This window comes from Ruegeria sp. SAZD011, from assembly GCF_059612545.1.
This window is the reverse complement of record NZ_JBXWQU010000022.1, coordinates 515,875-542,058: the sequence shown is the minus strand read 5'-3', so window position 1 is coordinate 542,058 and position 26,184 is coordinate 515,875. Positions and strand designations below refer to the sequence as shown.

26 protein-coding genes are annotated in these 26,184 nt (G+C 63.3%); 10 read left to right on the top strand and 16 right to left on the bottom strand.

Annotated features, from left to right (window positions below):
* Nucleotides 1-75 precede the first annotated feature (75 nt).
* Nucleotides 76-1,074 carry a polyprenyl synthetase family protein gene (locus AC2FLM_RS11380; RefSeq protein WP_496857961.1) on the bottom strand — a complete coding sequence of 333 codons (999 nt, stop codon included), beginning with the start codon at nucleotides 1,072-1,074 and terminating at the stop codon, nucleotides 76-78.
* A 56-nt stretch (nucleotides 1,075-1,130) separates the two neighbouring features.
* On the opposite strand from AC2FLM_RS11380, the gene AC2FLM_RS11375 reads away from it, so the two are divergent.
* The 3 genes from AC2FLM_RS11375 to AC2FLM_RS11365 all read left to right on the top strand — a co-directional run bounded on the left by AC2FLM_RS11375 (nucleotide 1,131) and on the right by AC2FLM_RS11365 (nucleotide 2,394).
* Complete coding sequence (locus AC2FLM_RS11375; RefSeq protein WP_234137217.1) at nucleotides 1,131-1,346, top strand: putative signal transducing protein; 216 nt, start codon at nucleotides 1,131-1,133, stop codon at nucleotides 1,344-1,346.
* Nucleotides 1,343-2,116 (top strand): tRNA1(Val) (adenine(37)-N6)-methyltransferase, encoded by a 774-nt coding sequence (locus AC2FLM_RS11370; protein WP_496857959.1) that lies wholly within the window; start codon nucleotides 1,343-1,345, stop codon nucleotides 2,114-2,116. The genes AC2FLM_RS11375 and AC2FLM_RS11370 overlap by 4 nt, the downstream gene beginning before the upstream one ends.
* A gap of 113 nt (nucleotides 2,117-2,229) precedes the next feature.
* Nucleotides 2,230-2,394, top strand: coding sequence for a YdcH family protein (locus AC2FLM_RS11365; protein ID WP_011046083.1), 165 nt, complete (start codon nucleotides 2,230-2,232; stop codon nucleotides 2,392-2,394).
* Here the strand turns inward: AC2FLM_RS11365 and yddG are convergent.
* The 9 genes from yddG to AC2FLM_RS11320 form a co-directional block, all read right to left on the bottom strand.
* A complete protein-coding gene (yddG, locus tag AC2FLM_RS11360; protein ID WP_496801911.1) occupies nucleotides 2,391-3,257 on the bottom strand; it encodes an aromatic amino acid exporter YddG in 867 nt (288 codons plus the stop codon). The two genes, AC2FLM_RS11365 and yddG, sit on opposite strands and share 4 nt — an antisense overlap.
* The gene (locus tag AC2FLM_RS11355) at nucleotides 3,254-4,201 is read right to left on the bottom strand and encodes a transcriptional regulator GcvA (protein ID WP_496857957.1); all 948 of its coding nucleotides are present in this window, start codon (nucleotides 4,199-4,201) and stop codon (nucleotides 3,254-3,256) included. The genes yddG and AC2FLM_RS11355 overlap by 4 nt, the downstream gene beginning before the upstream one ends.
* A 350-nt stretch (nucleotides 4,202-4,551) precedes the next feature.
* Nucleotides 4,552-5,274 carry an acetoacetyl-CoA reductase gene (phbB, locus tag AC2FLM_RS11350; RefSeq protein ID WP_234165607.1) on the bottom strand — a complete coding sequence of 241 codons (723 nt, stop codon included), beginning with the start codon at nucleotides 5,272-5,274 and terminating at the stop codon, nucleotides 4,552-4,554.
* A gap of 188 nt (nucleotides 5,275-5,462) precedes the next feature.
* The gene (locus AC2FLM_RS11345) at nucleotides 5,463-6,638 is read right to left on the bottom strand and encodes an acetyl-CoA C-acetyltransferase (RefSeq protein WP_234184487.1); all 1,176 of its coding nucleotides are present in this window, start codon (nucleotides 6,636-6,638) and stop codon (nucleotides 5,463-5,465) included.
* 167 nt (nucleotides 6,639-6,805) lie between these two features.
* Nucleotides 6,806-7,645 (bottom strand): EAL domain-containing protein, encoded by an 840-nt coding sequence (locus AC2FLM_RS11340; RefSeq protein WP_234219704.1) that lies wholly within the window; start codon nucleotides 7,643-7,645, stop codon nucleotides 6,806-6,808.
* 217 nt (nucleotides 7,646-7,862) lie between these two features.
* The gene (locus tag AC2FLM_RS11335) at nucleotides 7,863-8,795 is read right to left on the bottom strand and encodes a sterol desaturase family protein (RefSeq protein ID WP_496857954.1); all 933 of its coding nucleotides are present in this window, start codon (nucleotides 8,793-8,795) and stop codon (nucleotides 7,863-7,865) included.
* Nucleotides 8,792-9,178 (bottom strand): hypothetical protein, encoded by a 387-nt coding sequence (locus AC2FLM_RS11330; protein WP_234219702.1) that lies wholly within the window; start codon nucleotides 9,176-9,178, stop codon nucleotides 8,792-8,794. Before AC2FLM_RS11330 ends, AC2FLM_RS11335 begins: the two co-directional genes overlap by 4 nt.
* Before the next feature lie 73 nt (nucleotides 9,179-9,251).
* Nucleotides 9,252-9,617: a hypothetical protein gene (locus AC2FLM_RS11325; RefSeq protein WP_234137226.1), complete on the bottom strand. Its 366-nt coding sequence runs from the start codon at nucleotides 9,615-9,617 to the stop codon at nucleotides 9,252-9,254.
* A gap of 181 nt (nucleotides 9,618-9,798) precedes the next feature.
* The gene (locus AC2FLM_RS11320) at nucleotides 9,799-10,362 is read right to left on the bottom strand and encodes a TlpA disulfide reductase family protein (protein ID WP_234142543.1); all 564 of its coding nucleotides are present in this window, start codon (nucleotides 10,360-10,362) and stop codon (nucleotides 9,799-9,801) included.
* Between the two features lie 24 nt (nucleotides 10,363-10,386).
* Between AC2FLM_RS11320 and argH the strand changes: the two genes are divergently transcribed.
* The 4 genes from argH (at nucleotide 10,387) to AC2FLM_RS11300 (ending at nucleotide 16,027) form a co-directional block, all read left to right on the top strand.
* Complete coding sequence (argH, locus tag AC2FLM_RS11315) at nucleotides 10,387-11,778, top strand: argininosuccinate lyase (RefSeq protein ID WP_496857952.1); 1,392 nt, start codon at nucleotides 10,387-10,389, stop codon at nucleotides 11,776-11,778.
* Complete coding sequence (locus tag AC2FLM_RS11310) at nucleotides 11,775-11,957, top strand: hypothetical protein (RefSeq protein WP_496857950.1); 183 nt, start codon at nucleotides 11,775-11,777, stop codon at nucleotides 11,955-11,957. The genes argH and AC2FLM_RS11310 overlap by 4 nt, the downstream gene beginning before the upstream one ends.
* Before the next feature lie 206 nt (nucleotides 11,958-12,163).
* The gene (gene lysA, locus AC2FLM_RS11305; protein ID WP_234137230.1) at nucleotides 12,164-13,429 is read left to right on the top strand and encodes a diaminopimelate decarboxylase; all 1,266 of its coding nucleotides are present in this window, start codon (nucleotides 12,164-12,166) and stop codon (nucleotides 13,427-13,429) included.
* A gap of 39 nt (nucleotides 13,430-13,468) precedes the next feature.
* On the top strand, nucleotides 13,469-16,027 hold the full coding sequence (locus AC2FLM_RS11300) for a TIGR02302 family protein (protein WP_496857948.1): 2,559 nt from the start codon (nucleotides 13,469-13,471) through the stop codon (nucleotides 16,025-16,027).
* 21 nt (nucleotides 16,028-16,048) lie between these two features.
* Here the strand turns inward: AC2FLM_RS11300 and AC2FLM_RS11295 are convergent, their stop codons facing one another.
* A complete protein-coding gene (locus AC2FLM_RS11295; protein ID WP_496857946.1) occupies nucleotides 16,049-16,861 on the bottom strand; it encodes a zinc-ribbon domain-containing protein in 813 nt (270 codons plus the stop codon).
* Nucleotides 16,862-17,054: 193 nt separating this feature from the next.
* On the opposite strand from AC2FLM_RS11295, the gene AC2FLM_RS11290 reads away from it, so the two are divergent.
* The 3 genes from AC2FLM_RS11290 to AC2FLM_RS11280 are packed head-to-tail and all read left to right on the top strand — an operon-like array spanning nucleotide 17,055 to nucleotide 19,356.
* Nucleotides 17,055-17,732 carry a cell division ATP-binding protein FtsE gene (locus AC2FLM_RS11290; protein ID WP_234142551.1) on the top strand — a complete coding sequence of 226 codons (678 nt, stop codon included), beginning with the start codon at nucleotides 17,055-17,057 and terminating at the stop codon, nucleotides 17,730-17,732.
* Nucleotides 17,729-18,628, top strand: coding sequence for an FtsX-like permease family protein (locus AC2FLM_RS11285; protein WP_234142553.1), 900 nt, complete (start codon nucleotides 17,729-17,731; stop codon nucleotides 18,626-18,628). Before AC2FLM_RS11290 ends, AC2FLM_RS11285 begins: the two co-directional genes overlap by 4 nt.
* Complete coding sequence (locus AC2FLM_RS11280; protein ID WP_234142556.1) at nucleotides 18,625-19,356, top strand: lysophospholipid acyltransferase family protein; 732 nt, start codon at nucleotides 18,625-18,627, stop codon at nucleotides 19,354-19,356. The genes AC2FLM_RS11285 and AC2FLM_RS11280 overlap by 4 nt, the downstream gene beginning before the upstream one ends.
* A gap of 124 nt (nucleotides 19,357-19,480) precedes the next feature.
* Here the strand turns inward: AC2FLM_RS11280 and lpdA are convergent, their stop codons facing one another.
* The 5 genes from lpdA to AC2FLM_RS11255 all read right to left on the bottom strand — a co-directional run bounded on the left by lpdA (nucleotide 19,481) and on the right by AC2FLM_RS11255 (nucleotide 26,184).
* Nucleotides 19,481-20,869, bottom strand: a complete 1,389-nt coding sequence (gene lpdA, locus AC2FLM_RS11275) for a dihydrolipoyl dehydrogenase (protein ID WP_496857943.1) — start codon at nucleotides 20,867-20,869, stop codon at nucleotides 19,481-19,483.
* 71 nt (nucleotides 20,870-20,940) lie between these two features.
* Complete coding sequence (locus AC2FLM_RS11270) at nucleotides 20,941-21,210, bottom strand: hypothetical protein (protein WP_234142560.1); 270 nt, start codon at nucleotides 21,208-21,210, stop codon at nucleotides 20,941-20,943.
* A 172-nt stretch (nucleotides 21,211-21,382) separates the two neighbouring features.
* Entirely contained in the window at nucleotides 21,383-21,673 is a 291-nt protein-coding gene (locus tag AC2FLM_RS11265) for a hypothetical protein (protein ID WP_496857941.1), read from the bottom strand.
* A 29-nt stretch (nucleotides 21,674-21,702) separates the two neighbouring features.
* On the bottom strand, nucleotides 21,703-23,223 hold the full coding sequence (gene odhB, locus AC2FLM_RS11260) for a 2-oxoglutarate dehydrogenase complex dihydrolipoyllysine-residue succinyltransferase (protein ID WP_496857938.1): 1,521 nt from the start codon (nucleotides 23,221-23,223) through the stop codon (nucleotides 21,703-21,705).
* A 3-nt stretch (nucleotides 23,224-23,226) separates the two neighbouring features.
* Nucleotides 23,227-26,184, bottom strand: coding sequence for a 2-oxoglutarate dehydrogenase E1 component (locus AC2FLM_RS11255; RefSeq protein WP_496857936.1), 2,958 nt, complete (start codon nucleotides 26,182-26,184; stop codon nucleotides 23,227-23,229).

Below are 26,184 nucleotides of genomic sequence, written 5' to 3'. Positions count from 1 at the left end.
CCTGACCCCTTCATTTCGCCTGAAATACTCCGGGGGTGAGGCCTGTCAGGGCCGAGGGGGCAGCGCCCCCTTGCTTCAGTTCAGCCGCGCCACCACATAATCGGCAAGATCGCTCAGCATGGCGCGGATCTCGTGATTGGGCAGCACCTCCAGTGCGGCGCGTGCCTTCGCGGCCCAGGCGCGGGCATCGGCCCGGGTCGCCTCCAGCGTGCCGTATTTTTCCATCAACGCCAGCGCCTCGCCCAGGTCTCCCTCGGTCTGTTTGCCTTTTTCGATGGTCCGCACCCAGAATGCGCGCTCTTCGTCGGTGGCTTGCGCCACCGCCTTGATCACCGGCAGGGTCAGCTTGCGCTCGCGGAAATCGTCGCCCACGTTCTTGCCCGTCGCCTTGGCGTCGCCCTGATAATCCAGCAGATCGTCGGCGATCTGGAACGCGATACCCAGGGCATCGCCATAGTCGAACAGCGCCTTGACCTGTGGCTCGGGAACGCCCGCGATCACGCCGCCAACCTCGGTCGCAGCCGAGAACAGCGCCGCTGTCTTGCCCCGCACAACTTGCAGATAGATGCTTTCATCCGTGCGCAGGTCGCTGGCCGCGGTCATTTGCAGCACTTCGCCCTCGGCGATGGTTGCGGCGGCATTGGCAAGGATGTCCAGCACCCTGAGCGAGCCGGTTTCCACCATCAGCTGGAAACTGCGGGCAAACAGGTAATCGCCCACCAGCACCGAGGATTTGTTGTCCCAGAGCAGATTGGCCGTAGGACGTCCACGGCGCTGGCCGCTTTCGTCCACCACGTCGTCATGCAGCAGGGTGGCGGTATGGATGAACTCGACCGTGGCGGCCAGCTTGACATGGTCCTCGCCTTGGTAGCCGCACAGCCGCGCCGCCGCCAGTGTCAGCATCGGACGCAGGCGCTTGCCGCCCGCCTCGACCAGATGCGCCGTCACCTCGGGGATGCGGGGCGCGTGTTCAGACGCCATCCGGGTACGGATCAGTGTGTTTACCGCCGCCATCTCATCGGACAGGGTTGCGGCCAGCATCTCATGCGGTTTCGTGCTCACCTTGGCGTCCATCGCTCTCCTGCAACAAGGCTCGACAATGCGCCAGCCTTGCCCTTACATCCATCCTTATGAAGGAACTTTTGCGCAGCACCGACCCGACCGTCATGGCCTTTGCATCCGCCCTTCTCGAGGGCGAGGATATAGACTGCTTTCAGATGGACGTAAATATGAGCATCCTCGAAGGCGGCATCGGAATCTTTCCGCGCCGCATGATGGTGCGGGACGAGGATTATGACGACGCCCTGCGCGTGGTCACCGACAATGGCATTCCGCTGGGAAGATGACCACCTTTGCCGAGAGCGAACTGACCTGCGACACTTTCCTGGGTGGGTATCTGCAACTCCATCAACCGCGGGCCGGATACCGGGCCGGGGTCGATCCGGTGTTTCTGGCCGCCAGCGTCACGGCGGATGCAGGACAATCGGTGCTGGAACTGGGCTGTGGCGCCGGTGCGGCGATCCTGTGCCTGGGTCGTCGGGTGCCGGAACTGGCGCTGACGGGGGTCGAATTGCAGTCGGGCTATGCCGATCTGGCCCGGCGCAATGCGGCGCTGAACGATATCGCGCTCGACGTTGTCGAAGGCGATATCGCGGCCCTGCCACAGACGCTGCGACAGCAGAGCTTTGACCATGTCATCGCAAACCCGCCCTATTATCTGGCTGGTACTCACAGCCCGGCCAGCGATGCGGGGCGGGCCACCGCGTTGGGAGAGCAAACTCCGCTCGCGCTCTGGGTCGATACGGCTGCGCGCCGTCTCCGCCATCGCGGCTATCTGCACATGATCGCCAAGGCCAACCGTCTGCCGGATATGCTGGCCGCCTGCGACGACAGGCTGGGCTCGCTTGAGGTGTTGCCACTGGTTCCGCGTCAGGGTCGCGCCGCCGAACTGGTGATTCTGCGCGCCCGCAAGGGCGGGCGGGCGCCGTTTCGCCTGTATTCCGGCCTGATCCTGCATCAGGGCACCCGGCATCCGGGCGACCGCGACCATTACCTGCCTGAAATCGCAAAGGTTCTGCGCGAACCCGCACCGCTGCCATGGCCCGGCGCGGGATAAGCCGGGTTTGGCCGATATGTCGGTTTTATGACAGAATGCGACCGCTGCCCGCGTGACAGGCCGCTTGGGATGTGCTCAACTCGATTCATTCATAACAGAGAAGGAGGATCGCCATGAGTGTGAGCGCGCATTTGACCGAACTGAAGAAAAAGCACGCAAATCTCAGTCTCGAAGTTGAACAAGCCCAGCGTTCGCCAGGTACTGACGACCTTCAGATCAGCCAGCTGAAGAAACAGAAGCTGAAGCTCAAGGAAGAAATCGAGCGGCTGTCCGTCTAAGCCGCAAAGCTGGCGCGCGCTGCCAGCAGCGCGCCGCCAGTGATCAGAAGCGCAGAGATTGCCAGAACCCAGCTGGGCGCTGCGATGCCGCTGATCACCAGAACAAGTGTTGACAGAAGGGGGGCGGCATAAGAGCTCGTTCCCAACAGTTGGATGTCTCCACGTTTCACCCCGATGTCCCAAACGTAAAAGGCCAGACCCACCGGCCCCAGGCCCAATGCCAGGGTAGAGGCCCAGCCCAGCGTGTCGCGCGGCCAGACCGTTTCTTCGACCATGAAATGCAGCCCCCATGAGGCCGCCGCGGTGGCGAGGCAGAATATGGCGACCGAACTGGTGGGGGCATTCCCAAGGCGCCGGGACAGGACCGAATAGCCCGACCATGTCAGCGCGCAGAGCATCGCAAGCCCATAACCCGGCAGAAACTGTGTCTGGAATCCGGGACCACCACCGCCGGTGATGATCAACGCCGCCCCGGAGAAGGCCAAACCCGCACCCACAAGATGGCCCCGCCGCAGGCGCTCCCCCGGCAGCAGGCCCGAAAACAGAACTATCAACAAAGGCCAGAGATAGGCGATCAGTCCCGCCTCGGCCGCAGGCGCCAGCCTGAGCGCCGAGAAATAGAGCGCGTGATAGCCGAACAGCCCCAGCGTTCCAAAGGCATATACCCTCCAGCCGACGCTGCGCAATTGCGAGAGGTTGCCGGTGGCCATGACCCAGATCAACCCCAGCGCCCCGCCGACGGTAAAGCAGAGCGCGTTCAGCAAAAGCGGTGGCACCGGCGCCGATCCGACCGTCAACAGCGCCAGCAACGCCCAGAGAAGGACGGCAACAAAGCCGATGGCGGTGGCGCGGGCGCGGGTCATGCGGGCGGGATGTCCTTGACGTGAACGATTGTCAAACCGTCCGAGATATGAGCGGTTTTTGCGATCTCGGCAAGGAACCAATCACGGAATGCCGCGATCTTGGGTTGGGTTTCCGAGCCGGCAAGGCAGACGAAGCGAAACCGCGCATCGGTCTCGACCGCAGTCTTGAACGGCATCACGAGTCTCCCCTCGATGACGTCCTTGATGATCATCGGGCGGCGGCCCAGCACAACGCCCACCCCTGCGACCGCCGCGTCGATGGCATGGTCCGCATTGGAAAAATGTGCCCCGCGTTTGGGGGCGAAATCCATGCCCACCGCGCGGAACCATGTGGGCCAGTCGATGGGCGGATCCAGAAAGCTGATAGATTCGTCAAAGATCAGCGGCGCTTCGCGCAGGCTTTCTGGTGTCGGGTACCGGCTCGCCAACTCGGGGGTCATCACCGGGATCATCCATTCCTTGCGGGCAGAGATGGAATAAAGACCCGCGTCCAGCCCCTGGCCAAAGCGGATCGCCACATCGACCCCATCCCGCGCAAGGTCGACCAGCCGCAGGCTGGTCGAGATTCGCAGGTCGATCTCGGGATGCGCCCGCGCAAAATCGTAAAGGCGGGGCGCCAGCCATTTGGCGGTGAGCGCGGGTCCGGCGGTCACCGTCAGAGTGGTGTTGTCCTGAAGCCGACGGGCGGCCCGCCAAGCGGCGGTCAAGACCTCGAACCCTTCCTGTGCGCCCGGGGCCAGGGCTCGCCCTTCCTCGGTCAGTTCTACCGCGCGATTGAGACGCCGGAACAAGGGGCGACCCAGATGCTCTTCCAGCGATTTGATCTGAAAGGACAGCGCCGCAGGGGTCACGCTCAACTCGGCTGCCGCCTTGGCAAAGGACATGTGTCGGGCCGCGGCATCAAAGGCGCGCAGGGCGGTCAGCGGGGGCAGGCGGTCGCTCATATCGATTCAGTTTTTCTTGCCTGAAGGTCGAAAATGTCTCGTTTGTGATGTTTTTTCATTGGGCGCATATTTACATCAAGTCAAGCAAAACTGAATAATTCACGAAGGAGCCCCGCCATGATCGAGATGACAACCAATCCCGCCGCCCGTCGGGCTATGGACCGTGCGCACATGGAACGCGCACAAGCCTTGCGCACAGTCTGGGGATGGCTTTTCGGTTCCCGCTGACCGCTGCGCGCGCGGACTTACGGGATGAGGGGTCGGCCAGATGCGCCGGCCCCTTCGTCGTATTGCAGGAACGAAAAAGGCCGCCCCGCAATGGGGCGGCCAATCTCCCGGATCGCACCAGGTCAGACGAAGAACTGTGCGCCGTTTGCCGAAATGGTTGAGCCGTTGATGAAGCCCGAGTCCTCAGACGCCAGGAAAGTCACGCAGCGGGCGATTTCCTCGGGCTCACCCAGACGTCCGGCAGGGATGCCAGCGACGATCGAATCGCGCACCTTTTCGGGGATCGCCATCACCATCTCGGTGGCGATATAGCCGGGGCAGATGGCGTTTGCGGTGATGCCGGCGCGGGCGCCTTCCTGGGCCAACGACTTGACGATGCCCAGATCACCCGCCTTGGTCGCGGCATAGTTCACCTGCGCGAACTGGCCCTTCTGGCCGTTGATCGAGCTGATCACGATGACGCGGCCGAACTTGCGCTCGCGCATACCGGGCCAAACCGGATGGACGGTGTTGAACACACCGGTCAGGTTGGTGTCGATCACCTGATGCCACTGTTCCGGGGTCATCTTGTGGAACGGTGCGTCGCGGGTGATGCCCGCATTGGCGACTACGATGTCGATCGGGCCGATTTCGGCCTCGACCTTGGCGATACCGGCGGCCGATTCCTCGTAATCGGCGACGTTCCACTTGTAGGTGGCGATGCCGGTTTCGGCGGTAAACTTGGCTGCGGCTTCATCATTACCGGCATAGGTGGCGGCGACATTGTAGCCTTCGGCCTTGAGCGCCTTGGAAATCGCGGCGCCGATGCCGCGCGAACCGCCGGTGACGAGTGCTGTACGTGCCATTGAAGAATCCTCCAGATCTGAATTGGCTTGATAATGCTGTTACGCTGCGGGGGCAAAATACGCAATATTGTTTCGCGGAGATTTTCCGCGTTGCAGAACGTCAATATTGTCGCAGATGCAGCATGCTCTTGGAATGCCACGAAAAAGGGCGCCTGACGGCGCCCTGTTCCTATGGCGGGTTCGGGCGATCAGTCGCGCTCCACGCAGAGGGCGACGCCCATGCCGCCACCGATGCAGAGGGTTGCGAGACCCTTCTTGGCGTTGCGGCGCTTCATCTCGAACAGCAGGGTGTTCAGGACGCGGCAGCCCGAGGCGCCGATCGGGTGGCCGATGGCGATGGCACCGCCGTTCACGTTGACGATGGCCGGATCCCAGCCCATGTCCTTGTTCACGGCGCAGGCCTGGGCGGCAAAGGCTTCGTTGGCCTCGACCAGGTCCAGGTCCTCGACCTTCCAGCCGGCCTTGGCCAGCGCCTTGCGGCTGGCGTGGATCGGGCCGACGCCCATGATCGACGGGTCGAGCCCGGCGGTGGCGTAAGAGGCGATGCGGGCCAGCGGCTCGATCCCGCGCTTTTCAGCATTCTCGGCGGTCATCAGCAGGGTGGCGGCGGCGCCGTCGTTCAGGCCGCTGGCATTGGCGGCGGTGACGGAACCGTCCTTGGTGAAGGCGGGGCGCAGTTTCTGCATCGCCTCGATGGTGGCGCCGTGACGGATGTACTCGTCCTTGTCCATCACGATGTCGCCCTTGCGGGTTTTGATGATGAAGGGAACGATTTCATCGGCGAACTTGCCGGCCTTCTGGGCGGCTTCGGCCTTGTTCTGGCTCGCGACGGCGAATTCGTCCTGCATCTCGCGGCTGATCTGCCACTGCTCGGCCACGTTCTCGGCGGTCTGGCCCATGTGATAGCCGTTGAACGCGTCCCAGAGCCCGTCGCGGATCATGGTGTCGATGTATTTCATGTCGCCCATCTTGTGACCGGCGCGCAGGGCGGCGGCATGGGGTGACAGGGTCATGTTCTCCTGGCCGCCGGCGGCAACGATCTCGGCATCGCCCAGCAGGATGTGCTGGGCGCCCAGCGCCACGGCGCGCAGGCCCGAGCCGCAGACCTGGTTGATGCCCCAGGCGGCGCTTTCCTTGGGCAGGCCCGCGTTGATATGGGCCTGGCGGGCGGGGTTCTGACCCTGGGCGGCGGTGAGGACCTGACCCAGAATGGTCTCGCTCACCTCGGCCTTGTCGATGCCGGCGCGCTCGACAACGGCTTCGAGCACCGCGGCGCCCAGGTCATGCGCCGGGGTATTCGCGAAAGAGCCGCCAAAGCTGCCGACGCCGGTGCGGGCGGCAGATGCAATTACTACGTTGGTCATGTGATCCGATCCTTTGCCGTCATGATCCTATTGGGGAAATCTGACGGCATGACGGGGCGATGTCGACCCCGGAGCGCCCTTATCCCCGCTCTAGCCCCCTTGACATAGCCGAGTGCTGCACATGCAGCAACTGACAGCTTGTCTCACAAGTAATGCCAGGATGGTGATCAGCCGTTGGCCTTTGCGGTTTCGGGTCGTTCCCAGGCCGGCGTGACGGTCGGCGCGCCGTAGAGGTAACCTTGCAAGCAATCGACCCCGTTTTCAGCGAGAAAGCGAGCGTCCTCTTCGGTTTCGACCGATTCGGCGATAATCAGCATTTCGAACTCGCGGGCCAGCGCGATCAACGCTCTCACGGTGGCGCGATTGGCAGCGTCGGTGCTGACCTGACGGATGAAACGACCGTCGATCTTGACCGCGTCAAAAAAGAAGTCGCGGAAACTGTTGAAGTCGATGGGGCCGTCACCGAAATCATCCAGCGCAAAGGCGATCCCGCGTGGTTGCAGCCTGTCCATGAAGTCGATCACGAGTTCCGGAACGGCCATGGCCGAGGTCTGATTGATCTCGAGGATCAGCCGATCGCCCAAGGTTTCGTCCCGCTTGAGAAAACGTTCCAGCACCTGCATCCACTTGCGGTATCCTATCGAGCGGGCGGACATGTTGATTGACAGGCGCAGCGTCGGATTGCGAACCAGCGCCCGCAGACCGGTTTCCAGCGCGATACAGTCCAGTTCCCGTCCGATTTCGGTATTCTCGACAGCTGGCATGAAATCGCGAGCGGGGATGACCCGGCCGGTTTCGTCCAGCACACGGATGAAGCCTTCATAGAAGGCGGTGCCATGTGGTGGCGTGGTTTGCAGGACCGGCTGATAGGCGAGCAGACAATCGCCATGCCGTACAGCCTCGGTCGCCATGGCGACGGCGGATCGGTCACGGCTCGACACCGCCGCGCTCAGGGGGTTTTCCGCCCCTTCGGGCAAGTCTGCCAGTTTCTTGATCCGGGGGCGCATCGAGGTTCCTTGTCGGACAGGCCTAACGAGAGATGTGCCCAGCCTTGGCCAAAATCGTAAATCGCAGGTTAAGCGCAGGATTTGACTAAAAGACGGATCACCCGGAGCTGTGTCATGTCGCGCTCGGATATCCATCTGATTTCAGTGGAATTTCACGGCAATTACGATGGCGCGGCCCATGATCTTGCGACGAGATTGTTAGAATGTGACCGAGTTTCTAACCTTCGAAACCGGGTGCCCCCTTCTGTTCGGGGTGACGGGCCAGGTAGCGCGCCTTGATCCCCTCCGAGGTTTCTCGGCTGCCATCGTGGCTGTAGCCCGGCGGAGCAAAGGCATAGGCCAGCCGCTGGCGCCAGGTCAGGCCCGGTTGGGTCACATCGCGCCAGATGCCCAGCCATTCGTGAAAGGCCACGCGCAGCGGGTTGAATGTGCCTAAGTTGTGGACGAGGCCGTAATCGACCCTTTCATCGTCCTGCTCGGGAACGAAGGTGCCGAACATCTTGTCCCAGATGATGAAGACACCGGCATAATTGCAGTCCAGATAGCGCGGGTTGCGGCCATGGTGCACGCGGTGATGGCTGGGCGTGTTCATCACCGCCTCGAACCACCGCGGCAGCTTGTCGATCGCCTCGGTATGGATCCAGAACTGGTAAATCAGGTTCAACCCACCGCAGAACAGGACCAGAGCGGGATGAAAGCCCAACAGCACCAGCGGCGCCTTGACCACCATCATGAAGGTAAACGTGCCGGTCCAGGTCTGCCTGAGGGCTGTGGTCAGGTTGTAGTGCTGGCTGGAGTGGTGGTTCACATGGCTGGCCCAGACCCAGCGTATCCTATGGCCGAAACGGTGCACCCAATAATAGCGCAGGTCGTCCAGCACGAAACAGATCAGCAGCGCCCAGATGGATGTGCCCATGTCCAGCGGCGTAATCTGCCAGAGCAGCATGAAGAACCCCCAGGCGATGAAGCCCAGCACAATGCCCTCGGCCACCGATCCTGCCCCCATGATAAGAGAGGTGACGGCATCGCGGGTTTCATAGCGCCCGCCGCGTTTCTTGATGGCGATCCACAGGAATTCGATCAGGATCGCAGCGATGAAGAAAGGCACAGCCAGCTGGGTTGCATCGGGGTAGCTGATCGAATCGGTCATGCGCGGGCCAGTCTTTGTTGCCAGATCGGGGTTTCGTCGGGGTCGAGTTTCAGGGTGACGCGGGGCGCGGTGAAATCGTGGAACGTGATGGTCAACCCGCCCGAAACCTCGTCTATCTCATAGTCCCGAAGGTGTCGGCCCACGGTATCGGCGCCCAGTGCCCAGATCAGGCCAGGACCGCTCTGTGTCTCGACCAGAGCCGCATGACAATCGTGTGCGAGCAGCGTGCCCATCACGTGGTCTTCGGGGAAATGTCGCAACCAAGCGGCTTGCAATGTCTCAGGGCGCAGTATCGCGCGCTCTGACCGGCCGGTCAGATGCAGAACAATGGCGATGGCCGATATGCCGCCGATCACCAGGATCAGCAGGATTTCAAGTGGCATGGGCGTCTCCCTGCGACGCAGAGTGAAACCCGGGCGCGCGCTCTGTCAAAGGTCGCGTGGCGTCAACGCTCTCTCAATTGATGGTGAATGGATCACCGACCTTGCCTTTGCCCTTGGAACGGGTGAAGCGGGTCGTATTGCCATCGATCTCGACCAATTGGCAGTCGGTGCCGATTTCCTTCTTGCCGATGATCCCGTTGCGGCACCAGAACTTGCCGTTCCAGGTCCATGCCCCCTTGTAGGTCTTGCCGCCAAAGCTTCCGGTCTGACTGCCATCGGATTTGATGATGGTCCAGTTGCCGTTGGCGTCGGTCAGCTTGCGGTCAACAAGCTGGGCGCGAAAGTCCTTCTCTTTCTTGATCGGCTTGAACTCGGCCAGCGCAGCGGAACCGGCGAGGCCAAAAGAGAGTGAAAGGATGACGAAGGCGGTACGTTTCATGAAAACCCTCTGATTATAATGATCGCTGTAAAACGCCCCAAAACAGGGCCCTGAAATACTGCAGGATCAAAGAGGTCGAATCAAACGTTCCCTTGTCCGGACAAAAAAGGAGCGCCCAAAGGCGCCCCGCTGAGGGAATGATCCGGGATATGCCTGGTCGCTTTGGCGTAGCGGCACCGCGCTATTGCATCAACGCTGCGATGATCGCGCGGGCGCTGTCCGAGTTCCAGTCGGCATCGCCGATCAGGCGGGCGACTTCCATCCCGTCGGCATCGATCAGCACCGTGATGGGCAGGCCGATCACCGCCATCTCGCGTGCCAGCGCCTGACGCGGGTCCTGGTGCCGGGGCAGGTTGTCGACGCCGATCTCGCCAAAGAACTTCTCGATCCCGGCGGGCGAGTTGCGGCCGGTGGCGATGGTCAGCACCTCGAAACTGTCGCCGCCCAGTTCGGACTGGAGCGCCGAAAGCTGCGGCATCTCCTTGCGGCAGGGGGCACACCAGGTGGCCCAGAAATTCAGCAGAACCACCTTGCCCTTGTAATCGCCCAATGTGGCTTCTCCCGCGCCGTCGGCCAGTTGAAACGGTACCTGCGAGACAGCGCGCGCCTCGGGCAGCACGATCAGTTTCTTCATGTCACCGTCGCGCAGCGCCTCGATCTCGGCGCGGTCGGCGGCCAGGCCGAGCGATGGATTTGCGCCCAGCGCGGCGGCGGTATAGACGAGGGCGAGCAACAGTTTCTTCATATCCCCTCCGAAGGGTTCTCTCAGATGACCGACAAGACCTCGAACCAGATGTGGGGCGGCCGCTTTGCCGCCGGACCGGACGCGATCATGGAGGCGATCAATGCCTCGATCGGGTTCGACAAGCGACTGGCGGCCCAGGACATCGCGGGTTCGCGGGCCCATGCGGCCATGTTGGCGGCCACGGGCGTTATTACGGATAGTGATGCAGAGGCCATTCGGAAAGGGCTGCTCACCGTTTTGTCAGAGATCGAGGCGGGAGAGTTTACCTTTTCCACCGCGCTGGAGGACATTCACATGAATGTCGAGGCGCGGCTGAAGGAGATCATCGGCGAGCCGGCGGGGCGGCTGCACACGGCGCGGTCGCGCAACGACCAGGTGGCGACGGATTTCAAACTTTGGGTGCGCGACCAGTTCGACGCCGCCGAACAGGGGCTGTTGGCGCTGATCCGGGCGCTGCTCGGTCAGGCCGAGGCGGGGGCCGATTGGGTGATGCCGGGGTTCACCCATCTCCAGACCGCGCAGCCGGTGACCTGGGGCCACCACATGATGGCCTATGTCGAGATGTTCGGCCGCGATCTGAGCCGGGTGCGCGATGCCCGCGCGCGGATGAACGAATCGCCCCTAGGCTCGGCGGCGCTGGCGGGCACCTCTTTCCCGATCGACCGACACATGACGGCAGCGGCGCTGGGCTTTGATCGGCCTACTGCCAACTCGCTGGATGCGGTCAGTGATCGCGATTTCGCGCTGGAGTTCCTGTCAGTCGCCTCGATCTGTGCCATGCACCTGTCGCGCTTCGCCGAGGAACTGGTGATCTGGTCCAGCGCCCAGTTCCGGTTCGTGGTCCTGTCTGATCGGTTCTCTACGGGCTCGTCGATCATGCCGCAGAAGAAGAACCCCGACGCGGCCGAGTTGATCCGGGCCAAGGTGGGCCGCATCTTTGGCGCCAATACCGCGCTGATGATGGTGATGAAGGGGCTGCCGCTGGCCTATTCCAAGGACATGCAGGAAGACAAGGAACAGGTCTTTGACGCCGCCGACAACTGGATGTTGGCGCTGGCGGCGATGGAGGGGATGGTGCGCGACATGACCGCCAATCGCGCGTCACTGGCGGCGGCCGCCGGGTCGGGCTTCTCCACCGCGACCGATCTGGCCGACTGGTTGGTGCGCGTGCTGGGCCTGCCTTTCCGCGATGCGCACCACGTGACCGGCGCGCTGGTGGCGCTGGCCGAAGGCAAGGGCTGCGACCTGCCGGATCTGAGCCTGGACGAGATGCAATCGGCCCATGCCGCGATCACCGAGGATGTCTATGGTGTCCTTGGGGTGGAAAATTCGGTAAACTCGCGTCAGAGCTATGGCGGCACCGCGCCCGCGCAGGTGCGCGCGCAGCTCGCCCGCTGGAAGGAGATGCTGGCATGACACCGATCCGCCTGAGCCTCGCCCTTGCACTGGCCGTGCTGGTATCCGGTTGCGGTGCCGATGGCGAACCGGTGCAGCCGACGGTGGCGGCCAATGTCGGCGTCTCGGGCAGCGGTACCCATGTGAGCGGTGGTGTCGGGTTGGGCAAGGGTCCGTTCAACCTCTGGCTCGGGTTCTGAGCGGCCAGTCGTGTCCGGGGGCGCTGCCCCCGCCGCGGCAAGCCGCGACTCCCCCGGAGTATTTTCGGCAAAGTGAATGATCTTGGGGCTGCTGCTTCTTTCTGGTCCAAAATACTCCGGAGCGCGAGGCGGAGCCTCGCAAAAATCTTCTCCGCGTTGCGTGGCGGCAATTGATCCGCCACCGGATTTCAGGCTAAGCGCGCGACATGGATCATTTTCTTTATCGTGACGGTGCGCTCTGCGCCGAGGATGTTCCCCTGGCCGAGATCGCGGCCACGGTGGGCTCGCCATTCTATGTCTATTCCACTGCCACGCTGCTGAGGCATTTTCAGCTGTTTGACGAGGCTTTGGAGGGGACCGAGCATCTGATCTGCTATGCGATGAAGGCAGCCAGCAACCAGGCCATCCTGCGCACCCTTGCGCAGGCAGGGGCGGGGATGGATGTGGTCTCGGTCGGCGAATATCTGCGTGCACGGGCGGCAGGTGTGCCAGGTGAGCGAATTGTCTTTTCCGGCGTCGGCAAGACGGCCGAGGAGATCCGGATCGCGCTCGAAGGTGGCATCCGCCAGTTCAATGTGGAATCCGAACCCGAGATGGAGGTCATCAACGCCATCGCTCTGGAACTGGGCAAGGTGGCGCCGATCACCATCCGGGTGAACCCGGATGTGGATGCCAAGACCCATGCCAAGATCGCGACCGGCAAGTCCGAGAACAAGTTCGGTATTCCGATCGCGCGCGCCAGCGCGGTCTACGCCCAGGCCGCGGCGTTGCCGGGGCTGGAGGTAGTGGGGATCGACGTTCATATCGGCTCGCAACTCACCGATCTGGCGCCGTTCGAAACCGCCTATCGCAAGGTGGCGGAACTGACCGAGCGGCTGCGCGCCGAGGGTCACGATATCCGTCGGCTCGACCTGGGTGGGGGGCTCGGCATTCCCTATACCCGCTCGAACGAGGCGCCGCCGCTGCCGATGGAATACGGCGCTTTGATCAAGCGAACGCTGGGCCATCTGGGTTGTGAGATCGAGATCGAGCCGGGACGGCTGATCGCGGGCAATGCCGGGCTGATGGTCTCGAAAGTCATCTATGTCAAATCGGGCGAGGGGCGCGATTTCCTGATCCTCGATGCGGCGATGAACGACCTGATCCGCCCGGCCATGTATGACGCCCATCACGACATCGTGCCGGTGATCGAACCCGAGCCGGGGGTCGAGCCACAGCCCTATGACATCGTTGGACCTGTTTGCGAAACCGGCGATACCTTTGCCAAGGCGCGAATGATGCCGCCGCTGGCCGCGGGCGATCTGGTGGCGTTTCGCAGCGCCGGCGCCTATGGCGCGGTGATGTCGAGCGAGTACAATACGCGCCCCCTGATCCCCGAGGTTTTGGTGCATGGGGATCAATTCGCGGTTATTCGCCCACGCCCGAGCTTTGACGAAATCATAAACCGCGATACCATTCCCTCATGGCTCTGACGCGGTGACCTCACCGTGCGGGCCGACAGGAGGCCCGATGTGATCCCGAACCGCCAGCCGAACCTGCCGCTGCCTCGCTTTGCGCTGGGCCTGACTCATGCGGGCCTTTGGGCCGAACGGCTGTGGCGGGCGTTCTGGCCGTTCCTTTCGGTCCTGATGCTGACGGCATCACCTCTGCTGCTGGGTATGCACGCGCTTGTGCCGCTGGAATTGGCCTGGGGGCTCGCAGCCCTGCTGGCCCTGATGGCGGGTGCGACGCTGGTTATGGGCTTGCGGCGGTTCCGCAGGCCGTCCCGGGGCGAGGCGCTGTCGCGGCTCGACGCCGCGCTGCCGGGCCGACCGATCCAAACCCTCCTTGATGAACAGGCGGTCGGCGCGCAAGATCCGTCCTCGGCAGCGCTCTGGCGGGCGCATCAGTCCCGAATGGCGGCTCGGGTCGCAAGCGCCGAACCGGTCGCGCCCGATCTGGTGCTGACCAAGCGCGATCCCTATGGTCTGCGCTTCATGGCGGCGCTTTGTTTCGTCGCGGCGCTTCTCTTTGGCTCGGTCTGGCGGGTGGGGAGCGTGGCCGATCTGGCGCCGGGTGCGGCGCAGGCCGCGGCAGGGCCAAGCTGGGAAGGCTGGATCGAACCTCCACGCTATACCGGTCTGCCGACGCTTTATCTGAACGATCAGACGGGCGAGGTTCTGCAATTGCCGCAGGGCAGCCGTATCACGCTGCGGTTCTATGGCGAGCTAGGACAGCTGCGTCTGGCCGAGGATGTCTCGGGCATACCGGTGGAGCGTCCCGAACATTCCGAACAGACGATCAAGGTCACCCGGAGCGGTCCGCTTGAGATCGAAGGGCGCGGTGGCCGTGGCTGGCAGGTGGTGATGCTGTCAGACAATGCCCCGCAAGTCGAGATTGCGGGCAGCGCCGAAACCCGGGCGGGTGGACAGATGGTCCTGCCTTTTGCCGCGATGGACGACTATGGCATCACCGGTGGACGGGTGATCATTGCACTGGACATCGAGGCGGTCGACCGCCGGCATGGGCTTCGGATCGACCCCGAACCGCGCGACCCGGTGGTCGCCGATCTGCCTCTGCCGATCACCGGGGACCGGCGCGAATTCACCGAGAACCTGATCGAGGATTTTTCGCAGCATCCGTGGGCACACCTGCCGGTGACGATTACCTTGATCGCCAGCGATGCGGCGGGGCAGGAGGCCGAGACGTTGCCCTTTGGCACGATGTTGCCGGCGCGGCGGTTCTTTGACCCGTTGGCAGGGGCTGTGATCGAGCAGCGCCGTGACTTACTCTGGTCGCGCGACAACGCTCCGCGTGTGGCCCAGATTTTACGCGCGATTTCGCACCGCCCCGACGATGTGTTCCGCTCGCAAACCGCCTATCTGCGTCTGCGGGTCATTCTGCGCCGGATGGAGGCGTTGCAGCGATTTGGCCTGCAACCCGCACAGCAGGAGGAGATCGCCCGGGCGCTTTGGGATCTGGCGATCATGCTCGAGGACGGCACCCTGTCTGACGCACTGGAGCGGATGCGTCGGGCTCAGGAGCGACTGAGCGAGGCGATGAAGAACGGCGCCTCGGACGAGGAAATCGCAGAACTGATGCAGGAGTTGCGCGAGGCGACACAGGACTATCTGAGGCAGTTGGCGCAGAACCAGCAGAACGAGCAGGATGGCGAGCGGCAGGCGCAAGAGGGCGAGCGCCTGCAAATGACGCAGGACGACCTGCAAAAGATGATGGATCGCATCCAGGAACTGATGGAACAGGGCCGCATGGCCGAGGCGCAGCAGGCGCTGGAAGAGTTCCAGCAGATGATGGAGAACATGCGTGTCACCCAGGGACAGGGCAACAATGGACAGTCCGAGGGTCAACGCGCGATGGAGGGGCTGGCCGAGACGCTGCGGAACCAGCAAGGACTGAGCGATCAGGCCTTTCGCGATCTTCAGGAACAGTTCAACCCGGGCGCGCAGGCGGGTGAGAGCCAGCAGAACGAAGGCCGCAATGGGGGCCAGGGCCGGGGGCAAAGCCACGAGGGCGAGGGCCAGGGCAGCCGCCAGTCGGGCACCGGACAGGATGGTGCGCAACCAGGTGAACCCGGCGAGACCGGCGAGGGTTCGTTGGCCGACCGGCAACAGGCATTGCGCAACGAATTGGGACGGCAGGAACAGAACCTGCCCGGTCAGGGTACCCCCGAGGGCGACGCCGCGCGCGAGGCATTGGATCGCGCCGGGCGCGCGATGGAAGGCGCCGAGGAGGCGCTGCGCGAGAACGACCTGGCCGAGGCGATCGACCGCCAGGCCGAGGCGATGGAAGCCATGCGCGAGGGCATGCGTTCGCTGGGCGAGGCGCTGGCGCAGCAAAGCCAGCCGGGACAGGGCAGCCAAGAGGGTGATCAGCGCGCCCGCAGCCAGGACCCGTTGGGGCGCACTCCCGGTTCTCAGGGGGGTGTCGACACCGACGAGTCGCTGGTACCGGGCGATGATGTTTATCGCCGGGCGCGGGATCTGCTGGACGAGATCCGACGCCGCTCTGGAGAAAGTGATCGGCCCAAGATCGAACGCGACTATCTCAAGCGCCTGCTCGACCGGTTCTGAGGCGGGGTTACGTCGGCCGCATTATTTCGGCATCAGCATGGCGGCCTGCGCATCGAGCCACAGTCGGGCCTGGTCGACCAGCGCCACATAGGCGCTGAGCATCGGGTCGGCCTGTGGCACGGTGCGCGCCACCAGCGGGGCGTTTGCGTAAAGCAGGAACAGGACTGCGCCAAAGATCAGCATCACCAGAAAGCCGCGCATGAAACCACCAGACCGACGACGCCGAGCGGGGCCGGCATGCACGGGCGCGGGCGCCACCGCCGCCCCGTCCGAGTTGCGCAGGGTCGAGTTGATTTCCTCGATATCGGGCAACAGCCCCCGGCGCGAGGTGTTGTCCGCTTCTTGCGCAACCGGTTCCTGCCCGCGCATCCGGGCCATCCGGTCTTGGGCCTCACGGGCGCGGCGCCCGGGCTCGTCGCCGGGATAGGCGTCCAGACCCAGATCGGGTTGACTTTCCAGTGCGTCGGCTTCGCGCGCGCGCAACTCGGCCTCGCGGGCGGCCTCTTCGCGCAGGATGTCCGAGATGTCGGGGTCGATGCCACGGGCCTTGGTGGTCTCGGCCGTGTCATCGGTCGCGTCGACTGCACCTTCGGCCTCGGTGTCGTCCTGCCAGTTGTCATCTCCATCGTCGGCGGTGTCGCCATCAGGCGCTGGCGTCTGTTCGCTGTCGAGATCGTCGAAGTCTTCGGTCGACTCGGCCTCGATCGCCTGACCGGCCGCAGGCTGAAACCAGGTATGGCCGCAGTTCGAGCATTGTACATCTCGGCCCTCGGACGGGATCACCTCGTCCGGAACCTCGTATTGTGCGTCGCAATTCGGACATGTCAGACGCATGCTGTCTCCCGGTTTCTTTTTCTGCCTAAGCTTGGTTTTTTCGCCGATCATAGGCGGTTGCGCCCATTGCGGAAAGAGCGATTTGCCGCAAGTCGTCGCGAGTGTCGCCCATTGGACCCAACGCAGGCGCAGGCGGGCATTGAAACCACGTTCCCCATCGGGCAAGAAGAGCCGTCAATATCAGGGGGCCGATGTGATCGAGCTTGAGAATGTGGGCTACAGCTATGGCGGCGACGAATTGCTGAGCGAGATCTCGGTCGAGTTGTCGCCGGGGTCGTTCCATTTTCTGACTGGCCCCTCAGGCTCGGGCAAGACCACGCTTCTCAAACTCTGCTACGGGGCGCTTCTGGCAACCTCGGGACATGTCCGCGCCTTTGGCGAGGACATGCGGCGGCTGGATCGGGACCAGATGGCGCTGTTTCGCCGCCGTATAGGGGTCGTGCATCAGGATTGCCGCTTCCTCGACCATCTGCCGCTGGCCGAGAACATCGCGTTGCCGCTGACCGTCTCGGGCCATGAATTGTCGCAAGAACAAGAGAACCTGCGCGAACTGATGGCCTGGGTCGGTTTGTCCAAACGCGCCGAGGCCCTGCCGCCTGAACTGTCGGGTGGGGAACGCCAGCGCGCGGCGCTGGCCCGTGCGGTGATCATGTCGCCCGATGTGGTTGTGGCGGATGAACCCACCGGTAACGTCGACTGGGAGATGTCCCAGCGGCTGCTACAATTGCTGGTGGAACTGAACCGGATGGGCAAGACCGTGCTGATCGCTACCCACGATCTGAGCCTGATACGTGCGGCCAAGAGCCAGGTTCAGGCGCGGGTGCTGCGGATCTCGAACAAGCGGCTGCAACTGGCGGGGGCGGATCTGTGAGCAAGGGAACCATCCGCGCATTGTTGATGGCTGATAAACAGGCCGACCGGGTGGTGCCGCCTTCGGGCTTTACCGCGCAACTCACCTTGTTCGTGTCGGGCGCGATGGCCTTTCTGGCTGTGTTCGCGCTGGCTTTGTCCCTGGCTTCGGGGCGGTTGGCGGATCGCTGGGCCTCGGAACTGGCGCGGGCGGCGACACTGCGCATCAATGCGCCTGCCGATCAGGTCGCCGCACAGACGCAGGCGGCGCTCTCGATCCTGAAACAGACACCTGGTGTGGCCGAGGCCCGCGCGCTGAGCCGCGAAGAACAGGCGGCGCTGCTGGCGCCCTGGCTCGGGCCTGATTTACCGTTGGATACCCTGCCGGTGCCGCAACTGATCGAGATCGTTGGCGGCGAACCCGCCTATGACGCACAGGGGTTGCGACTGCGGCTGGTGGCCGAGGTTCCGGGCGCTGTGTTGGATGATCACCGGCGCTGGCGCGAGCCGCTGGTGGATGCCGCCAATTCGCTGCGCCGTCTGGCGCTGGTGTCGATCCTGCTGATTGGTGGCGCCACGGCGGCGATGATCACGCTGGCGGCCAATGCCGCGCTGGCGGCCAATGCGCAGGTTATCGAGGTTTTGCGGCTGGTTGGCGCGCGCGACCGCTATATCGCGGGCGCCTTCGTGCGCCGGTTCACCCTGCGGGCGTTGATCGGGTCCGCCGTGGGGGTGGTGCTGGGCATGGGCGGAGTGTTGTTGCTGCCCGAAGCCTCGGACGAGGGTGGCTTTCTGACCGGGCTCGGTTTTCGTGGTGCCGGTTGGCTGCTGCCTTTGTTGATCCCGGTTCTGGGCGCTGTGGTTGCGTTTGCCGCAACCTGGAACGCGGCCCGACGCAGGTTGAAGGAGCTTGCATGATGATCCAGTGGGTGCGTTCCATCGTCTTTACCATCGTCATTTACATCTGGATGGCCATCCTGGGGCTGCTCTTCACCCCTTATGCGCTGGTCTCGAAGAAGGGCGCGCTCAGGGCCTGCAAGCTATATGCTCGCAGCACGATCTGGATGGCGCGCTGGATGGTCGGCATTCAGGGCGAGATACGCGGGCCGGTGCCGACGGGTGAGGTGCTGATCGCCGCCAAGCATCAGTCTTTCTTTGACATCCTGCTGATCTTTCACGCCGTGCCGCATGGCAAGTTCATCATGAAACGCGAGCTTTTGTGGACGCCCGTGATCGGGGTCTATGCCAAGCGGCTGGGCTGTATCCCGGTGAACCGGGGCAAGCGCGGCGCGGCGGTGGCCAAGATGGTCAAGGACGTGGCCAAGGAATTCGCCGAACCCGGTCAGCTGGTAATCTATCCGCAGGGGACCCGGGTCGCGCCGGGCGTATCCAAACCCTACAAGGTGGGAAGTGCGGTCCTCTATGAGGGGCTGCAATATACATGCGTCCCGGTGGCCACCAATGTCGGGCTGTTCTGGCCGCGCGACGGGCTGCTGCGCAAGCCGGGGCGCGCGATCGTGGAGTTCCTCGAGCCGATTCCACCGGGGGTGCCGCGCGATGCCTTCATGCGACGGCTGGAGACCGAGATCGAGGGCGCCTCGGACCGGTTGATGCGTGAAGCAGGATATGAGAACGCTCAGAGTTGAGGCATGACAGGGGGCGCTGCCCCCGTCGCCTGACGGCGCCTCCCCCGGAGTACTTCGAGCGAAATGAAGCCTTGAGGGCGCGTATGACGGGGCGGCGGTGCTGCCGCCCCGAAGCGTTTTAGGGTTACGAGTGGATCGGGCCGTCGCCGCAGGCCAGCGCCGCCTCGCGCACCGCCTCGGAATAGGTCGGGTGCGCGTGGCATGTCAGCGCCAGATCCTCGGCCGAGGCGCCGAATTCCATCGCGACGCAGATCTCGTGGATCAGTTCACCCGCCGCCGGGCCGATGATGTGGGCGCCAAGGATGCGGTCGGTCTCCTTGTCGGCGAGGATCTTGACGAAACCGTCGCCCGCGAAATTTGCCTTGGCGCGGCCATTGCCCATGAACATGAACTTGCCGACCTTGTAGGCGCGGCCCGCCTCCTTGAGGCTTTGTTCGGTTTCGCCCACATTGGCGACCTCGGGCGTGGTGTAGATCACGCCGGGGATGACGCCGTAGTTGACATGGCCATGCTTGCCAGCGACCTGCTCGGCGGCGGCCATGCCCTCGTCCTCGGCCTTGTGAGCGAGCATCGGGCCTTCGATCACGTCACCGATGGCGTAGATGCCGGGCACGTTGGTCTGCCAGTCCTTGCCGACCTTGATCTGGCCGCGCTGGGTCATCTCGATCCCCAGCTTGTCGAGGCCCAGGCCGGCGGTATAGGGTTTGCGGCCGGTGGCGACCAGCACGGTATCGGCTTCGATCTCGTGCTCGGTGTCCTTCTTCATCAGTTTGTAGGTGACCTTGGCCTTGCCCCTGGCCACTTCGGTCTTTTGCACCGCGGCGCCCATGACGAAGTTCAGGCCCTGCTTTTTCAGGATGCGCTGGAAGGTCTTTTGCACCTCGCCATCCATGCCGGGGGTGATCACGTCGAGGAATTCGACCACCGTCACCTCGGCCCCCAGGCGCGCATAGACCGAGCCCAGTTCCAGCCCGATGACACCGGCGCCGATCACCACCATGGATTTCGGGATCTTGCCCAGTTCCAGCGCGCCGGTGGAGGTCACGACGGTTTTCTCGTCCACCTCGACACCGGGCAGCGAGGCGGGCTCAGACCCCGAGGCGATGATGATGTTTTTTGCCTCGTGGGTGTCGTCGCCCACCTGCACCTTGCCCGCGGCGAGGATGGTGGCCCAACCCTTGATCCAGTCGATCTTGTTCTTCTTGAACAGGAATTCGATGCCCTTGGTGTTGCCCTCGATCACCTCGTCCTTGTAGGCGAGCATCTGTTTCCAGTCGACCGAGGGCGCCTTGCCCTTGAGCCCCATCTTGGCAAAGTTGTGCTGCGCCTCATGCAGGCTGTGCGACGCATGCAGCAGCGCCTTGGAGGGGATACAGCCCACGTTCAGGCAGGTGCCGCCCAGGGTTTCGCGGCCTTCGACCACGGCGGTCTTCAGTCCCAGCTGGGCGCAGCGGATGGCGCAGACATAGCCGCCGGGACCGGCGCCGATTACGATGACGTCATAGTTAGCCATTTTATCTCTCCTTCGTGTGCGCCGGGTGGGGTAGTGCGGCCCGGTGCCTGAAATGTCGTGCCGGTGCCGGATCAGACCGGTGTCAGCAGTTTCACCGTGATATGGGCGATGCCGCCGCGTTCGTGGTGCATGGCCAGTTCTTCGCTGTCGAAGAAGGCCTTGGCAGAGGCAAGGTTGGTGATCTCGAAAAGTGCCACGGCGTGGTCGGCGCGATCAGGGTCGCGCCAGATATGCAGGTCGCGGATACCCGCGGCTTTGCGCATCGCGCGATCCTCGCGGAACACCTTGAGCCAGGCGTCGAAGTCGGCCACATCAGCCTGCCAGAGGGCGTGGGTTGCCATGGTTACTTTACCCAACGCGTAGCGCACATAGAGAAACAACCAGAGTTCTCTTCATGTACATTGGAGTTCGTCTTTTGGTCCATTTCCCTACTCTATTTCCTTGGCTTTCTTGTTCCTTTTGGCCGCCGGAGCCTTCGGGAGGTATACGCGGTTTCAACGCAGCCGCCTTGGTTCACTTCGGCTTTCGTTCTTGAAATGCCTTCTCCAAACTCGACCTCAATCGCTCTCTTTCCTCTGCCACGGCTTCGTTGGCGCGCTGTTTGGAAGAGTGCCAAATCGCAAACCACAAAAGGGCGAGAAGAGAAACCAATCCAAGTAGCAGATAGGGCCAAGCTACAGCAACCATCTCGAAGGCTGCTGCCGCCAGCACAAATGCGCCCAAAGCGGCAAGCCATCCCAGTGGACTAAACGCAAGACCCACGCAAACGAGTGCAAATGCGTAAATGACTTGTTCTAGTTCCACTGGTTCGTCACTCCAATCCGCTACCTGGCTTACAGATCCATCAGCAGGCGGCGGGGATCTTCGAGCGCCTCTTTCACGCGCACCAGGAAGGTCACGGCGCCCTTGCCGTCGACGATGCGGTGATCGTAGCTGAGCGCCAGGTACATCATCGGGCGGATCTTGATCTCGCCGTTGATGACCATGGGGCGGTCCTGGATCTTGTGCATGCCGAGGATGCCCGACTGCGGGGGGTTCAGGATCGGCGAGGACATCAGCGAGCCGTAGACGCCACCGTTGGAGATGGTGAAGGTGCCGCCCTGCATTTCCGCCATGGACAGTTTGCCGTCGCGGGCGCGCTTACCCTTTTCGGCGATGGCCTTTTCGATCTCGGCAAAGGACATCTGGTCGGCGTCGCGGATAACCGGCACCACGAGGCCCTGCGGCGTACCGGCGGCGACGCCCATATGCACGTAGTTCTTGTAGACGATGTCCTGGCCGTCGATCTCGGCGTTGACCTCGGGCACCTCTTTCAGCGCGTGGCAGCAGGCCTTGGTGAAGAACGACATGAAGCCCATGCGCACGCCGTGCTTCTTCTCGAAGGCCTCTTTGTAGGTGTTGCGCAGCGCCATAACCTCGGTCATGTCCACCTCGTTATAGGTGGTCAGGATCGCCGCGGTGTTCTGGGCGTCCTTCAGGCGCTTGGCGATGGTCTGGCGCAGGCGCGTCATGCGAACGCGCTCCTCGCGCGCGGCATCCTCTGCCAGGGCAGGCGCGCGGGGGGCCGCGGCGGGGGCCGAAGCCGCGGCAGGGGCGGCGGCCGGTGCGGCGGCTGCGGCGGCAACGGCTGCCGCGACATCCTCTTTCATGATGCGGCCATCGCGTCCGGTTCCGGTGACCTGTGCCGGGTTGATCCCGGCCTCGGCCATCGCCTTCTCGGCCGAGGGCGCGTTGGCAATGTCCTTGCCGGTGGAAGCTGCGGCAGCGACAGTGGTGGACGGGGCGGCGGGTGCGGGAGAGACGCCCGAGGCGCTGCCCGAGATCACCGCGAGTTTGGCCGATGCGTTCACCGTCGCGCCTTCGGTCGCGATGATTTCGGCCAGCACGCCGGATGCAGGCGCGGGCACCTCGACCGAGACCTTGTCGGTTTCCAGCTCGCACAGCATTTCGTCCTGCGTGACGGTGTCGCCCACCTTCTTGAACCAGGTCGAGACAGTGGCTTCGGTCACCGATTCACCCAAGGTGGGCACCATCACGTCAACCGAACCGCCCGCCTCGGCGGCAGGCTCTGCCGCCGCTTTCGCGGGTTTTTCGCCTGCGGCGGGGGCCGCACCTTCGCCGGCGGCAATGGTTGCCAGCAGCGCGTTCACGCCAACGGTTTCGCCTTCCTTGGCCACAATCTCACCCATCACGCCTGCGGCGGGGGCGGGGACCTCGACGGTTACCTTGTCGGTTTCCAGCTCACAGAGCATCTCGTCCACTGCCACGGTGTCGCCGGGTTTCTTGAACCAGGTGGCCACTGTGGCCTCGGTCACGGATTCGCCAAGCGTGGGGACACGAACTTCGATCGTCATCGGTTATTTTCCTTCGATGCTCAGCGCTTCGTTCACGAGCGCCTCTTGTTGGGCTTTGTGTTGGCTGGCCAGACCGGTGGCAGGCGAGGCCGAGGTGGCGCGGCCCACATAGGTCGGGCGGGTGTGTTTGGCGCCGATGCGGGTCAGCACCCATTCGATATTGGGCTCGATGAAGCTCCACGCGCCCTGGTTCTTGGGTTCTTCCTGGCACCAGACCATCTCGGCCCCCTTGAACCGCTCCAACTCGTTGATGAGCGAATGGGCGGGGAAGGGGTAATACTGCTCGATCCTGAGCAGATAGACATCGTCGATGCCGCGTGCGTCGCGTTCCTCGAGCAGGTCGAAATAGACCTTGCCCGAGCACAGCACGACCCGCTTGATCTTGTCGTCGGCGACCAGCTTGGTCTCCGAGTTGCCATATTGCGCATCATCCCACAGAACCCGGTGGAAGGACGAGCCGGTGGTGAATTCCTCGGCCTTCGACACCGCCAGTTTGTGACGCAGCAGCGATTTCGGAGTGACCAGGATCAGCGGCTTGCGGAAGGTCCGGTGCAGTTGACGGCGCAGGATGTGGAAATAGTTGGCCGGCGTGGTGCAATTGGCCACGATCCAGTTGTCCTGACCGCACATTTGCAGGAACCGTTCCAGGCGGGCAGAGCTGTGTTCGGGACCCTGGCCCTCGAACCCGTGCGGCAGCAGGCAGACAAGGCCCGACATCCGCAGCCACTTGCTTTCGCCCGAGCTGATGAACTGGTCGAACATGATCTGGGCGCCGTTTGCGAAATCGCCGAACTGCGCCTCCCAGAGGGTCAGCGCATTGGGTTCGGCCAGTGAATAACCGTATTCGAAACCCAGCACCGCATATTCGCTGAGCATCGAGTCGATGACCTCGTAATTCGCCTGACCCTTGCGGATGTTGTTGAGCGGATAGTATCGCTCTTCGCTGTCCTGGCTGACCAGGCCGGAATGGCGCTGGCTGAAGGTGCCGCGGGTGGCGTCCTGACCGGCCAACCGGACCGGATAGCCCTCGGTCAACAGCGAGCCAAATGCCAGCGCCTCGCCGGTGGCCCAGTCGATGCCCGTACCGGTATCGAACATCGCCTTCTTGGTTTCAAGCAGGCGCTCGACAGTGCGGTGCAGCGCGAACCCCTCGGGCGCGCGGGTCAGGGCATTGCCGACCTCGGCCAGGGTTTCGGGCGTGATCGCGGTCTCGCCGCGCACATATTCCTCTTTGTTCTTATCCAGATGCGACCAGCGGCCATCCAGCCAGTCGGCCTTGTTGGGCTTGTAATCCTTGCCTGCCTCGAACTCTTCGTTCAGATGCGCCTGGAAGGCGGCCTTCATGTCCTCGATCTCGCCTTCGGGGATCAGCCCGTCCTTGACCAGACGCTCGGTATAGAGGCTGAGCGTGGTCTTGTGGGTCTTGATGCGCTTGTACATGATCGGGTTGGTGAACATGGGCTCGTCGCCCTCGTTATGGCCAAACCGGCGATAGCAGAAGATGTCGATCACCACGTCCTTGCGGAACTTTTGCCGGAACTCGGTGGCCACCTTGGCGGCGTGCACAACCGCCTCTGGGTCGTCGCCGTTGACGTGGAAGATCGGCGCCTCGACCATCAGCGCGATATCGGTCGGATAGGGGCTGGAGCGGCTGAAATGCGGCGCGGTGGTAAAGCCGATCTGGTTGTTCACCACGATATGCATGGTGCCGCCGGTACGGTGGCCGCGAATGCCCGAAAGCTGGAAGCATTCGGCCACCACGCCCTGACCGGCAAAGGCCGCATCGCCATGCAGCAGCACCGGCATGACCGAGGTGCGGTCCTTGTCGCCGAACTGGTCCTGCTTGGCGCGGGCCTTGCCCAGAACCACGGGGTTGACCGCCTCGAGGTGCGAGGGGTTGGCGGTGAGGCTGAGGTGGACGGTGTTCCCGTCGAACTCGCGGTCCGACGAGGCGCCGAGGTGGTATTTCACGTCGCCCGAACCGTCGACATCCTCGGGCTTGAAGCTGCCGCCCTGGAATTCGTTGAAGATGGCGCGATAGGGCTTGCCCATCACGTTGGCCAGGATGTTCAGGCGGCCGCGGTGAGGCATGCCGATGACGATCTCGCGGACCCCCAGCGCGCCACCACGCTTGATGATCTGTTCCATCGCGGGGATCAGCGCCTCACCGCCATCAAGGCCAAAGCGCTTGGTTCCCATGTATTTGACATGCAGGAACTTTTCGAAGCCCTCGGCCTCGACCATCTTGTTCAGGATGGCCTTGCGCCCTTCGCGGGTGAACGAGATCTCCTTGCCGTAGCCTTCGATCCGTTCTTTCAGCCAGGCGGCCTCTTCGGGGTTCGAGATATGCATGTATTGCAGCGCAAAGGTGCCGCAATAGGTGCGTTTGACGATGTCGATGATCTGCCGCATTGAGGCATGGGTCAGCCCCAGCACGTTGTCGATGAAGATCGGCCGGTCCATGTCGGAATCGGCAAAACCATAGGTCTTGGGATCCAGCTCGGGATGCGGGGTGCCCGCGCGCATGCCAAGCGGGTCCAGATCGGCCACCAGATGGCCCCGGATACGATAGGCGCGGATGATCATCAGGGCGCGGATCGAATCCAGCACCGCACGCTTGATCTGGTCATCACTGACCGGAACGCCGGCCTTGGCGGCCTGTTCCTTGATCTTGCCACCAGCGGCCTTGGCGTCGATTTCGGCCCATTGTCCGGTCAGCGCGCCGGTCAGGTCGTCGGCGGGCATCGGCGGCCAGTCGGCGCGCGCCCAGCTGGGGCCGTCGGCCTCTTTCTTCACATCGGTATCCGCATCGCCCATCGCGCGGAAAAACTCGGCCCATGCGGCATCGACCGACGCGGGGTCGTTGGCGTATCGGGCATAGAGCTGTTCGAGGTATTCCGCATTGTGCCCCTGCATGAAGCTTGAGGCATGAAACTGGGAGTTGGGCGATTGTTCGGTCAT